Genomic DNA, 12,253 nt, shown 5'->3' on the forward strand with positions numbered 1-12,253 from the left:
CAACCCCGGAGGTGCCCTTTGGAACGTGAGAGCATGGAATTCGACGTGGTCATCGTTGGCGCCGGTCCGGCCGGGCTGGCGGCGGCCATCCGTCTGCGCCAGCAGGCCGAGCAGACAGGGCAGGACCTGTCCGTCTGTGTGCTGGAAAAGGGCTCCGAGGTGGGGGCCCATATCCTCTCGGGTGCGGTGTTTGCGCCCCGGGCCCTGGATGAACTGCTGCCGGACTGGCGAGAACAGGGCGCCCCCCTGAACACCGCAGTCAGCGAGGACCAATTCCTGCTGCTGACCCAGGGCCGCGCCCTGCGACTGCCTACGCCGCCCCAGATGCACAACCAGGGCCATTACATCATCAGCCTGGGTAATCTCTGTCGCTGGCTGGGGGAGCAGGCCGAGGCCCTGGGCGTGGAAGTGCTGCCCGGATTTCCAGCAGCCGAGGTGCTCCATGATGAGCAGGGTGCGGTCAAGGGCGTGGCCACCGCAGACATGGGCCGCAACCCGGACGGCAGCGAGGGCCCGCGCTTCGAGCCCGGCGTGGAACTCCATGCCCGCCAGACGCTGTTTTGCGAGGGCTGTCATGGCTCCCTGACCAAGACGCTCATCGAGCGCTTCGGTCTGCGCGAAGGGGTGGGGCCGCAAACCTATGGACTGGGCATCAAGGAAGTCTGGGAAGTGGACCCGGCCCGGCACCGGCCTGGTCAGGTGATCCACTCCGTGGGCTGGCCCCTGGATACCCGCACCTATGGTGGCGGGTTTCTTTACCACCTGGAGGACAACCGGGTGGCGGTGGGCTTCATCGTGGGGCTGGACTACGAAAATCCCTACCTGAGCCCCTTCGAGGAGATGCAGCGCTTCAAGACCCATCCGGCCATCCGGCCCGTGTTCGAAGGCGGCAAACGCATCGCCTACGGCGCCCGGGCGCTTGTGGAGGGGGGCCTGCAGGGCCTGCCAAAACTCAGCTTCCCCGGCGGTCTGCTGGTGGGGGACACGGCGGGCTTTCTCGACGTGCCACGCATCAAGGGCAGCGACAATGCCATGAAGAGTGGCATCACCGCGGCAGAGGCCGTTTTCGATCTGCTGACCTCGTCACCGGCCGGCGGCGCCGAAGCCAGCGATTTCCGTCGCCGCCTCGACAATACCTGGGTGATCCGGGAGCTCCACCAAGCCCGTAACATCCGCCCTGGTTTTCGCTGGGGTCTCTGGGCCGGATTGGCCCACGCAGCGGTGGATACCTATGTCTTTCGTGGTCGCGCTCCCTGGACCTTGCGTCATCACGCCGACCATGAGCGCCTGCGCCCCGCCCGGGACTGCCAGTCCATCCATTATCCCCGTCCCGACGGGGCCATCACCTTCGACCGCCTCTCTTCGGTTTTCCTTTCCAACACCAACCACGAAGAGGGCCAACCAATCCACCTCAAGCTGAGAGACGAAAGTCGGCCTACTGCTCTGAATCTCCCGGTTTACGCGGGGCCGGAAGCCCGCTATTGCCCCGCGGGCGTATATGAATATGTGGAGACCGGGGATGCCAATGGGTCGCGTCTGCAGATCAACGCCCAGAACTGTGTGCACTGCAAGACCTGCGATATCAAGGATCCGGACCAGAATATCGACTGGGTGGTGCCTCAAGGTGGAGATGGACCCAACTATCCTGGCATGTGAGACAGTGCCAAGCACCGCACCCAGCCCTGCCGTCGTGCTGACCAAGGCCGTGCTCAATGCCTCCAGACAGTTAGGGGGTGGTATTTCTTTGATCGCCGGACTTCAGCCTACTTCGGTTACAAGAATACCTCGTTTGATGAGCCCGATCAGAAGGACCTGAGTACTGTCATGGTCTCCTTGCGCTACGACCTCAGCATTTCACCCTAGCTCGACGCGCTGATCCGGTTGCCTGCGGCGGAGCAAGGTTTCTTGTTCCGCACTACCCCTGCCGACTCGCCTCGCACAAGCCCCGCATTTCTTCGGGCACGTTGTCCGGGCAGGCGCCGCATTGTTCGTTGCCGGGTACCGCAAAGTCGATCTTGCGGGGGTAGGGCAGGTCCATGTCGTGCATGATCTTCACGAACTCGGCCTCGCTGCGGCCTTTCCCCAGGCGGGGGTTGCGCAGCTTTTCCTGGCCGATGGTGGTGATGCGCCGTTCCTCGTAATCGTGGGCGGGGTAGACCAGGGTTTCGTCAGGCAGGCTGAAGAACTTGTCCTGGATGCTGTGGTAGAGCACGTGGGCGTCGCCGGATTGAAAATCGGTGCGTCCGCAGCTCTCGATCAGCAGCGCATCGCCCGAGAACAGCAGCTTGAGGCCATGGTGATCCAGCAGGTAGGCGTGGTGGGTGTCGGTGTGCCCGGGGGTAAACAGGGGGTTCAGGGTGATGCTACCCAGCCTGAAGGGCTCGCCCTCGCGCAGTCCCACATCCCGGCAGGGGATCTCATCCAGGGCCGGTCCCGCGATCTGGCAGCCGGTGGCCTGCTTGAGACGCCGCGCCCCGGTGATGTGGTCCGCGTGGATATGCGTTTCCACCGCAAAATCCAGGGTGAGCCCCATGGACTGCAGCACTTCCAGATCCCGTTCCACGGTTTCCAGTACGGGATCAATCAGCGCCGTGACCCCGGTATCGGGGCAGGCCAGCAGGTAGGTGAAGGTGGAAGAGTCTGGTTCAATGAGTTGTCGGAAGTGCATGGGATCATCCTCATGAAAGGTATCAAGCCGAGCAGCCCCCTCCAACGTTGCGCGAGTCTGCCAGGTCTGGTCAATAGGTGAACTCCCCAGCAGTCTCAGGGTTTGGGCAGTTGGCCTTGAAGCCCTGCGGGATTGAGAGGAGCGACAGATGTCGCTATATTGAAGACAGGTGACGCGGAGGGCGGGCAATGAGCACGGCAAAGGCAAAGCAGGCAGAAGGCACCGACGTCTTGCGGCGTTCCGATCCCTCCCGCATTCTGGTGAGAACCCTGCATAAGGGCGAAGAGACACAAGTACACCGTGTCATGCCTGGATCGCTGGAGATCGACAGGAGCCATGCCGATCGGGTTGCCCATGCGCTGTATGGTCGCGTGAAGAAAGATTACAAGCCGGTCAATGACATACGCAAAGGGCTTCCGGCAAGTAGTGTTCTGAACATGGCCAGGACCCTGCAGACCACCGAGAACTACTTGCTGCCGATCATCAGTATTTCCGACCGCACCCTGCAGCGCCGGCGGAAGGAAAAAAAGTTGCTGGATCCAGTGGAGTCGGACCGCCTGTATCGGCTGGCCAAGGTCTATGCCCGCGCCATCGAGGTCTTTGAGGATGAGGGCGTGGCACTGGACTGGCTGAAGTCCATGAATCGGGCACTGGGCGATGTCCCGCTGATGCTGCTCGATACTGAGGCCGGTACCGATATGGTGGAGCGCGTACTGACCCGTATCGAACATGGGGTCTACAGCTAGTGCAGGTATGGCGGCTGACGTCCAGCAGGCACGCCAAAACCGCCTTCTCGGGCATGGGGAATCGCAAGGTGGGCAGCCGCTGGGTGCCGGAAGGACTGCTGGCGGTCTATACCTCCGAAAACCTTTCAACGGCGGTACTTGAGACGCTGGTACACATCGACCCCAACCACTTCAGCAGCCACTTCGTCAGTATCAGGGCCGAGATCCCCGAGCCTATCCCCATGGATGAAGTCTCACTGGCCGACCTGCCGGAGGACTGGCGGAGCCGTTTCGAGGACAGCGAGTTGCAGCAAGTGGGCGCGGAGTGGATTGAACGCGGTTCAAGCGCCATCCTGATCGTCCCCAGCGCCGTGGTACCGCAAGAGCGGAACATTATTATCAACCCGCGCCATGAGGACTTCGAGAAAATCACCCTCGGTGCGGCCGAACCCTATCTTTTCGACACGCGGCTGCTCAAGCGCTGAAAACCTTATCGGTAACCCTACGATCCCGGGAAGCAGGCTGACCTGGTGGCATATCTGCGCAACGCGCTGGCTCTTGATGCTGGTGACGCCAACTGTGCTGGCCTACGGTTGACACCCCGACCGTGAAGGAAGCTTGGTGCTGATGAAACACGTGCCCGCTCAGGGCTTTCAGCTGTGGGCCTGGCGCAGGTCCATGAGGGGCTGTGCCTCTTCAGGGATGGCCTGTCCCTCGGCGCTCTCATAGAGATCCGGGATCGTCTGGCCGCAGTGAGTGCACCCTCCGCCGCACGCCGTACCCGGGGGCAGGCGGCGCACCCGGCCCTTGCGTTCCAGGGTGGCCAGCATGGCCCGAAGGGCCTCGGGTTCGGCATGGAACCGGTGCTGTAGGTCCAGCAAGGAGACCCGTCGGTGCGTTCTGAGGTAGTCCAGGATCTGGGAGAGGATCATGCGCGTTCACCTCCCGCCAAGGGGGTCGCCAGGGCGCTAACGCGTCGGGTCTGACGGCCGCCCCACCAGCGCAGGATGAGGATGAGGACCCCGAAGGCCCCCAGCAGCCCGCCGATCCATGCGGCCGAGGTGATCGGATGGCGGGCGAAGGTGGCCGCCTGGTAGAAGACCGTGGCAGTGAGGTAGGCCAGACCCGTGGTCCACAGGGCCACGAAGGCTGTCCAGCGGAGGTTGGTCTCCCGGAACACGGCCGCCAGGGCGGCTGTGCAGGGGAAGTAGAGCAGGATGAACAACAGGTAGGCGAAGGCCCCCGCGTTACCGTCAAAGCGCTCCGCCATGGCACCAAAGGTGCCGGCGGTGACCCCCTGTTCCGCGGCGGCGCTCTCGGTGTCGCCCAACTCGCCCACGCCCAGGCCCAGGGGATCCCCCCAGGTGCCCAGGGCATCCATCAGGTTGGCGGGGATGGTGGCAAAGGCCTCACCCAGCCCGTCCTGGAGGCTGAAGGCAGATTTATCGACAATGTCCAGACCGGCCTCCCGGGCATCCTGCGCGGCCAGGGTGGTATAGAGGGAGTCCAGGGTCCCCACCACAGCCTCCTTGGCCAGCACCCCGGTGAAGATGCCCACGGTGGCCGGCCAGTTCTCCTTGTCCAGCCCCATGGGGCCGAAGGCTGGGGCGATGGCCTTGCCCACCTCACTGAGCACCGACTGGCCGGTATTTTCGTGGCCGAATTTCCCGTCGGTGCCCAGGGCGTTGAGGAAGTTGAGCACCAGCACCATGGGCACGATGATCATGCCCGCGCGCACGATGAACCCCCGGGTGCGTTCCCAGGTCCGTAGGACCACCCCCCTGAGGCTGGGCAGGTGGTAGGGGGGCAGTTCCATGATAAAGGGCATGCTCTGGCCCTGCAGCAGGGTCTTCTTCATAATCAGCCCGGTGAGCACCGCCGCGGCGATGCCGATGAGGTAGAGTCCGAAGACCATGTTCTGTCCCGCCACCGGGAAGAAGGCGGCGGCGAACAGGGCATAGACTGGCAGACGCGCGCCGCAGGACATGAACGGGGCCATGAGGATGGTCATGAGTCGGTCCCGGGGTTGCTCCAGGGTGCGGGTGGCCATGATGGCCGGGACGTTGCACCCAAAGCCCACGATCAGCGGCACGAAGGACTTGCCTGGCAGACCCACGGCCCGCATGGCCCGGTCCATGACGAAGGCGGCCCGGGCCATATAGCCCGAGTCCTCGAGAAACGAGAGAAAGAGATACAGCGAGGCGATCACCGGGATGAAGGTGGCCACCACCTGGATGCCCCCGCCGATTCCGTCGGCCAGGACGACGGTGAGCCAGTCGGGGGAGCCCAGGCCGTTCAGCAGGGAGCCGGCTCCGTCCACCAGCAGGGCGCCGGTGAACAGGTCGAAGAAGTCGATGAAGGCGCCGCCGATGTTGATGGTGAACATGAACATCAGGTACATGGCTCCCAGGAAGATAGGGATGCCCAGGGCCCGGTTGAGCAGGACCCGGTCGATGCGGTCCGAGAGGCTGCGGGTGGCTTCCCCCCTGCGTTTGACCGCCTCGTCGCTTACCTTGTGGGCGAAGCCGTAGCGGCCATCGGCCAGGAGGATGTCCACGTCCTCCCCCAGGCCGTCCCGCAGACGCTCCAGATGGTCCGGGCTGACGGCGTCGGTGGCCAGGCGCAGGGCCAGGTCATCCCCCTCCAGGGCCCGGGAGGCGAGCCAGCGGGCATCGGCCCCGGCGCGTTTCGCCGCGGGTTCCAGGTCCGGCAGCAGGTCGTCGATGGCCCGTTCCAGGACCGGATCATAGGGGATGCGGATGTCGGAGACAGGACGGCTGCGTGCCGCCGAGGCCAGGGCCTGTTTCAGGGCGTCGATGCCCTCCCGTTTCGAGGCCACCAAAGGGACCACCGGGCAGCCCAGGCGCTTGGACAGGCGGTCCACGTCGATGTCCATGCCTGCGTCTTTGGCCGCGTCCATCATGTTCAGGGCGACCACTGCGGGGCGCCGCATTTCCAGCAATTGGGTGGTGAGGTAGAGGTTGCGCTCCAGGTTGGAGGCATCCACGATATTGACGATCAGGTCCGCCTCGCCGCCGTGAACGTAGTCCCGGGCGATCTTCTCGTCCAGGGAGACGTTCTCGCTGGTGACGTCCAGGGCATAGGTGCCCGGCAGGTCGACGATCTCGTAGTCGGCCCCCTCGAAGCGGTAATGGCCGATCTTGCGCTCCACGGTGACCCCGGGCCAGTTGCCCACCCGCTGTTTGGCGCCGGTGAGGGCATTGAACAGGGTGGTCTTGCCGCAGTTGGGGTTGCCTACCACCCCGATGACGAATCTCTCGGACATCAGCGTTTCTCCACGTGCAGGGCGTCGGCCTCGTCGCGCCGCAGGCTGAGTTTGAACCCGCGGACCTGGATCTCCACGGGGTCGCCCATGGGGGCGATGCGGGTGATGCGAAACTCTGTCCCCGGCGTGAGGCCCATGGACAGGAGTTTGCGGCGGTAGGCCCGGGCGGCCGGGGCGTAGCCGGTGACGGTGCCGGTCTCCCCGATGTTCAGTTCCTTCAGTGTCATTGCCAGGCCCCCGCCGCGGCCTCTCCGGCGCCCGTGTCGTTGCTGGCGGCGGTTATCTCTGCCGGCGCCACCAGGATCTTCATGGCCATGCCCGCGCCGATGGCGATGCGCGCATTGTCCCGGGAGACCACCAGGGCATTGCCCTGGCGCTGCACCACGCGCAGCTCGCTGCCGATGTGGATGCCCAACTCCGTGAGTCGCCGATCCAGGTTGCGCCCGGCGCGCAGGGCGACGACGCGCACGGTCTGATCCTCCTGCGCCATGGTGAGGGCATAGCCTTGGGATTGCTGATTCATGCCTGCCTCCGGGTCGGATGGATCGTGGATAGTGCGAAGATAATGCAATCGCGAACGATTTGCAATTACAATCAGCGTCATTATCTTAACCCATGGGTCGCCGCGGAAGGCGGCCGCTTCCGTCCCATGGTTCCCTTGCCGGTGGCGTTACGGGGAAGGCCTGCGCTGGACCAGCGGATGAGCCTTGTCAGGCTCCGCTGTTCAATTGACCCGGCCGGTTCCAGGGCGAGCGGGACTGGCTCAACCAGCGAATTGCCGCCGTAGGGGGCAGGCGCTGAGTCCGGGGGTTGTGCCGGTGATGTGCTGTGGCTATCCTTTCACGCGGATGGTGCCCGGCTTGAGCCGGGAGAATAGGGGAAACCGGTGCGGAGAATATGCCGGGGTGGCACAGCGCTCCAAGGCCTCCAGCATCCTGGTGAGAACCCATCATCAGGGGCAGGAGACGCAAGTACACCGTGTCCTGCCGAGCACGCCGGAGGCCAGCGGGAACCCTGTCGATCTGGTGGCCCGTGCGCTGTATGGTCGTGTGAAGAAAGATTACAAGCCGGTCAATGACATACGCAAAGGGCTTCCGGTGAGTAGTGTTCTGAACCTGGCCGGGAGCCTGCAGACCACCGAGAACTACATTATCAACCCGCGCCATGAGGACTTCGAGAAAATCACCCTCGGTCCTGCTGAACCCTACCTTTTCGATACCCGGTTGCTCAAAAGCTAGGCTTCTTTCAGGCCAGTCCTGGGGCCTCCTCCGTCCCTTCCCCTTGTGGTGACTTCCAGATAGAGCCCATCCTGGGCAGGCAGATGGCTGGTTGTGTCAACGCATTGTCCCCTGATGCGTATGTGGCAGACAGATGCAGCGAATACCCTCGGCGGCAGACCGACTCTCCCATCGGCAGTGACCGTGCGGTCTCGTGAGAGCGGCCCCCGGCCGCGAAGAGCTTCAAAGGTGGCTCATCCACGGCATCTCCAGTACACGAAACCAATAAGGACGCACTCCATGAACCCTCGTTACAGACGGATGCTGGGCTGGCTGCATCGCTGGCTCACCCTGATCCTGCTGCCCCTCTTTGCCCTGATCATCCTCACCGGGGCCATCCTGTCTTTTGATCCCATTCTCAATGATCTGCGCTCGGGCCAGGCGGCCGAGGCCCCGGCAGAGGCCGCCACCCTGGTGCGGCTGCTGGATCAGGTTGACCCCGGGCACCGGGTTCGATCCGTGGCGGTGGAAGAGGGCGGTGTGGTCATGCTGGAGTTTCGTGAGCAGGGCCGATCGCAGTTCAGGAGTTTTGACCTGGACACTGGAGAACAGCTGGAACAACGCGGTGAGCAGGGTGATTTCTTTAATATTGTCAAACACCTGCACAAGGATCTTCTGCTGGGGGCCGAGAGTGTGGTGGAGGTTGCCACCTATCTCATGGTGTTGGTGATGATCGTTGGTCCCTTCCTGGCATGGCCCCGGCTGCGCCGGACACTCGTGGGATGGCATACCCTGGGCGGCTGGCTGGTTTTGCCGCTGGTGCTGATGGTTTCCGTGACCGGGATCTTGATGTCCCTGCATATCGGCACTCCGCAGTTGCCCCGCCTGCATCCGGATGATCCCCGCATGGGCATGGCGCCTGCCATTGAAGCGGCCATGGCAACGGGCGACCTGTCGGGGGTGCGGGAGGTGACCCGGGTCAAGAACTCGGCCGCCGCCGTATGGGGTGTCGATCCGGCGGGTGAGGCAGTCCACGTGGTGAGCCCCCATGGGGTCATCCGGCAGGAAAACTTTCCGGGCCTGGTGAAGGCCCTGCATGAAGGAACCTGGGCCGGCGCCTGGTCCGGCATGCTCAATCTGCTGGCCTCGCTGGCCCTGGTGGGGCTGATGGGCACGGGGCTGTGGTCCTGGGCTCGTCGTATCCGCCAGGGGCGCCAGCGCAGCGGGGACGAGGGTGCGGATATCCTGGTGGCCCATGCCAGTCAGACCGGCACGGCCGCGAAGCTGGCGGATCTGACTCGCCAGGCCCTGCAGGCTGGTGGAGGCCGGGTACTCCATGCCTCGGTGGCGGGGCTGTCCATGGCGGAGTTGAAGGGATTCCGCCAGGTGTTCCTGATCACCTCCACCGCGGGAGACGGGCAGGTGCCCGAACAGGCCCGTGCTTTCCTCAAGGCGCTGCCTGGGGCGGACCTGGCTGGCTGCCGGTTTTCCATCCTGGCGCTGGGGGATCGCAGCTATAGCCATTTCTGTCGCGGCGGCGAGCAGCTGCGTGAAGCCTTGCTGGCCGCCGGGGGGGAGGAGGTCCTGCCCATGGTGAAGGTGGATGGCGATCCTGCGGCGGACTGGCGCTGCTGGCTGGATCAGGTGGCCGCCCAACTGGGCATCGGGCTGGGTAAGGTGGCCGCGCCACAGGGGGACCCGTCGGTCCGGCTGACCTTGCGGGAGCGGCATCAACTCAATGATCCCAACGATCCGCAGACCCACGAGGTCTGGAGCCTGCGGTTTGAAAGTCCCGAGCCGCTGGCGTTCCGGCCGGGGGACCTGCTGCTGGTGCGGCCCGAAGCCGGTGAACCGGCGCGGCCCTATTCCATCGGCAGCACACCGCAGGAGGATCCCCGGTCCATCCTGCTGACCGTGGCCCTGGTGACCCATCGGCAGACAGACGGGTCGCAGCGTCTGGGCAAGGCCTCGGGTCTGTTGTGCCGGCAACTCCAGGAGGGGGATGTGCTGGAGGGGCACCTGCGCGCCCATCCGGACTTCAATCCTCCCGAGGATGCCAAGCAGCCCATGATCATGCTGGCCGCTGGTTGCGGGATTGCCCCGTTTATGGGCTTTATGGCCGAGCAGGCCTGTCTGCGACGCCCGGGCCCCACCTGGCTGATCTTCGGTAATCGCAAGCGGGCCGGGGATTTCTTCTATGGGCAGCAGCTGCAGGCCTGGCATGAGGCCGGGCATCTAAACCGGCTGGATGCAGTCTTTTCCCGGGATCCAGACGGGGGCGGCTATGTACAGGACCGGCTGCATGCCGCCGCCGATGAGTTGATGGTCTGGGCCCTGGAGCGTGACGCGGTGATCTATGTGTGCGGCAATGCGGGGAGCCTGGGGCAGGGCGTGCGTGCAGCCCTGGCCGAGATCCTGGCAGCGCATGAGGGGATCGATGAGGACCAGGCAATCCGGCGTCTGCAGCAGTGGGAGGCCGGGGGGAAGCTGCGCATGGACCTGATTGACTGACGGTGGATCAGGCGCCTTAGAGTTCCAGATCCCGGTCGGTTACGGCACCTTGGCTGGCCGAGGAAACCAGCTTGGCATACTTTGCCAGCACGCCCCGGCGGTAACGTGGTTCGGGCTTTTGCCACCGTTGCCGCCGCTGAGCCAGCTCAGCGTCAGGGACATTGAGTTGCAGCAGGTTCTGCTCAGCATCAATGGTGATGGTATCGCCTTCCTCGACCAGGCCGATGGTGCCCCCCACATAGGCCTCTGGTGCCACATGGCCCACCACCATGCCGTAGGTTCCACCGGAAAAGCGCCCGTCGGTGATCAGGCCCACCTCATCGCCCAGGCCGGCGCCGATGATGGCCGAGGTGGGAGAGAGCATCTCGCGCATTCCCGGCCCCCCCTTGGGCCCCTCGTAGCGGATGACCAGGATATCGCCGGGTCGGATCCTGTCATTGACGATGGCCTCCATGGACTCCTCTTCGGAGTTGAAAACCCGCGCAGGACCGGTGATGGCAGTCTTTTTCAGTCCCGTGATCTTTGCCACAGCACCTTCTTCGGCCAGGTTTCCCTTGAGCACGGCCAGATGACCCTGACTGTATAGCGGCGTATCAATGGGGCGAATGATGTCCTGATGAGCTGGCGGTGTCGCGGGCACCGTTGCCAGGGTTTCGGCCAGGGTCTGACCGGTGATGGTGGGGCAGTCACCGTGAATCAGTCCGGCCTCCAGCAGCATCTTCATGACCACGGGCGTGCCCCCCACGGCATGGAACTGGCTGGTAACGTATGTACCCGAGGGCTTGAGGTCGCATAGCACCGGTACCTTGCGGCGGATCACTTCGACGTCGTCGATGGAGAAGTCCACTTCTGCTGCATTGGCAATGGCCAGGAGATGCAGGACGGCATTGGTGGAACCGCCCTGGGCCATGGTCACGGCGAAGGCGTTCTCGAAAGCCTTTCGGGTCATGATGTGTCGGGGTCTGCGATCCGCCTTGATGGCTTCGAGCAACACCTCGGCAGAACGTGCGGCGGAATCGCCCTTCTCCTTGTCCTCTGCGGACTGGGTGGAGGAACCCAGGAGGCTCATGCCCATGGCCTCGAAGGCACTGGACATGGTGTTGGCAGTGTACATGCCGCCACAGGAGCCCGCCCCGGGGCACGCATTTTTTTCCACCCCTTGCAGATCCTCATCGCTCAGGTTACCCGCGGCGTACTGGCCCACCGCTTCAAAAACACTGACGATGGTCAGATCCTGTCCCTTGTACCTGCCTGGCTTGATGGTGCCACCGTAAACGAAAATGCCCGGGACGTTGATGCGGGCCAGGGCGATCATGGCTCCCGGCATGTTCTTGTCGCAGCCGCCGGTGGCGAGGATGCCATCCATGCTCTGTCCCTGGACCACCGTCTCGATGGCGTCGGCGATCACCTCTCGAGACACCAGCGAATACTTCATGCCCTCGGTGCCCATGGAGATGCCATCGGAGATGGTGATGGTGCCAAACTGCTGCGGCATGGCGCCGGCGGCGCGCAGGGCCTCGTCGGCCCGCTGCGCCAGGGCACCGATACCGATGTTGCAGGGGGTAATGGTGCTATGGGCGTTGCCCACACCGACAATGGGCTTGTCGAAATCCCCGTCCTCAAAGCCGACCGCCCGCAACATGGCCCGATTGGGGGCGCGCTGAAAGCCTTCGGTGACCGCTTTGCTGCGTCTGTTGTTTGCCATCATGCTCACCGTTTGGGAATGTTCAACACAGGCCCTGCATCAGCTCAGGGATAGGCTCACGATATTACGGATTCGGTTTCACTGGGAAGCGGGGGCAGACTGAACTTCTTTTTTGTCTTCTGCTGTGCCACTATAATTGAC

11 protein-coding genes are annotated in these 12,253 nt (G+C 63.9%); 5 read left to right on the forward strand and 6 right to left on the reverse strand.

Annotated features, from left to right (window positions below; translation table 11 throughout):
* Positions 1–18 precede the first annotated feature (18 nt).
* Complete coding sequence (locus LPW29_RS04815) at positions 19–1,656, forward strand: electron transfer flavoprotein-ubiquinone oxidoreductase (protein WP_238627090.1); 1,638 nt, start codon at positions 19–21, stop codon at positions 1,654–1,656.
* A gap of 259 nt (positions 1,657–1,915) precedes the next feature.
* On the opposite strand, the gene LPW29_RS04820 is transcribed toward LPW29_RS04815, so the two are convergent.
* Complete coding sequence (locus LPW29_RS04820; RefSeq protein WP_238627091.1) at positions 1,916–2,668, reverse strand: MBL fold metallo-hydrolase; 753 nt, start codon at positions 2,666–2,668, stop codon at positions 1,916–1,918.
* Between the two features lie 188 nt (positions 2,669–2,856).
* On the opposite strand from LPW29_RS04820, the gene parS reads away from it, so the two are divergent.
* Positions 2,857–3,414, forward strand: coding sequence for a type II RES/Xre toxin-antitoxin system antitoxin (gene parS, locus LPW29_RS04825; protein ID WP_238627092.1), 558 nt, complete (start codon positions 2,857–2,859; stop codon positions 3,412–3,414).
* Complete coding sequence (locus LPW29_RS04830) at positions 3,414–3,878, forward strand: RES family NAD+ phosphorylase (RefSeq protein WP_338018676.1); 465 nt, start codon at positions 3,414–3,416, stop codon at positions 3,876–3,878. Before parS ends, LPW29_RS04830 begins: the two co-directional genes overlap by 1 nt.
* A 168-nt stretch (positions 3,879–4,046) precedes the next feature.
* Here the strand turns inward: LPW29_RS04830 and LPW29_RS04835 are convergent, their stop codons facing one another.
* Genes LPW29_RS04835 through LPW29_RS04850 form a run of 4 tightly spaced genes read right to left on the reverse strand, consistent with a single transcriptional unit; the run spans position 4,047 to position 7,202 of the window.
* Entirely contained in the window at positions 4,047–4,325 is a 279-nt protein-coding gene (locus LPW29_RS04835; protein ID WP_238627093.1) for a FeoC-like transcriptional regulator, read from the reverse strand.
* Entirely contained in the window at positions 4,322–6,679 is a 2,358-nt protein-coding gene (gene feoB / locus LPW29_RS04840) for a Fe(2+) transporter permease subunit FeoB (RefSeq protein ID WP_238627094.1), read from the reverse strand. The genes LPW29_RS04835 and feoB overlap by 4 nt, the downstream gene beginning before the upstream one ends.
* Complete coding sequence (locus tag LPW29_RS04845) at positions 6,679–6,906, reverse strand: FeoA family protein (RefSeq protein WP_238627095.1); 228 nt, start codon at positions 6,904–6,906, stop codon at positions 6,679–6,681. Before LPW29_RS04845 ends, feoB begins: the two co-directional genes overlap by 1 nt.
* Complete coding sequence (locus LPW29_RS04850) at positions 6,903–7,202, reverse strand: FeoA family protein (RefSeq protein WP_238627096.1); 300 nt, start codon at positions 7,200–7,202, stop codon at positions 6,903–6,905. Before LPW29_RS04850 ends, LPW29_RS04845 begins: the two co-directional genes overlap by 4 nt.
* A 382-nt stretch (positions 7,203–7,584) precedes the next feature.
* On the opposite strand from LPW29_RS04850, the gene LPW29_RS04855 reads away from it, so the two are divergent.
* Positions 7,585–7,917, forward strand: coding sequence for a hypothetical protein (locus LPW29_RS04855; protein ID WP_238627097.1), 333 nt, complete (start codon positions 7,585–7,587; stop codon positions 7,915–7,917).
* 279 nt (positions 7,918–8,196) lie between these two features.
* Positions 8,197–10,407, forward strand: a complete 2,211-nt coding sequence (locus LPW29_RS04860; RefSeq protein ID WP_238627098.1) for a PepSY domain-containing protein — start codon at positions 8,197–8,199, stop codon at positions 10,405–10,407.
* Between the two features lie 16 nt (positions 10,408–10,423).
* Here the strand turns inward: LPW29_RS04860 and ilvD are convergent, their stop codons facing one another.
* The gene (gene ilvD, locus LPW29_RS04865; RefSeq protein WP_238627099.1) at positions 10,424–12,115 is read right to left on the reverse strand and encodes a dihydroxy-acid dehydratase; all 1,692 of its coding nucleotides are present in this window, start codon (positions 12,113–12,115) and stop codon (positions 10,424–10,426) included.
* Positions 12,116–12,253 lie beyond the last annotated feature (138 nt).

Origin of the sequence: Ectothiorhodospira sp. 9100, from assembly GCF_022227565.1 — a bacterium.
Classification (GTDB): Bacteria; Pseudomonadota; Gammaproteobacteria; order Ectothiorhodospirales; family Ectothiorhodospiraceae; genus Ectothiorhodospira; species Ectothiorhodospira marina.

Bases quoted from the DNA above. Each gene is read 5' to 3' on its own strand.
- LPW29_RS04820 (WP_238627091.1), bottom strand. From the start codon at position 2,668: ATGCACTTCCGACAACTCATTGAACCAGACTCTTCCACCTTCACCTAC.
- parS (WP_238627092.1), top strand. From the start codon at position 2,857: ATGAGCACGGCAAAGGCAAAGCAGGCAGAAGGCACCGACGTCTTGCGG.
- LPW29_RS04835 (WP_238627093.1), bottom strand. From the start codon at position 4,325: ATGATCCTCTCCCAGATCCTGGACTACCTCAGAACGCACCGACGGGTC.
- feoB (WP_238627094.1), bottom strand. From the start codon at position 6,679: ATGTCCGAGAGATTCGTCATCGGGGTGGTAGGCAACCCCAACTGCGGC.
- LPW29_RS04845 (WP_238627095.1), bottom strand. From the start codon at position 6,906: ATGACACTGAAGGAACTGAACATCGGGGAGACCGGCACCGTCACCGGC.
- LPW29_RS04850 (WP_238627096.1), bottom strand. From the start codon at position 7,202: ATGAATCAGCAATCCCAAGGCTATGCCCTCACCATGGCGCAGGAGGAT.
- LPW29_RS04860 (WP_238627098.1), top strand. From the start codon at position 8,197: ATGAACCCTCGTTACAGACGGATGCTGGGCTGGCTGCATCGCTGGCTC.
- ilvD (WP_238627099.1), bottom strand. From the start codon at position 12,115: ATGATGGCAAACAACAGACGCAGCAAAGCGGTCACCGAAGGCTTTCAG.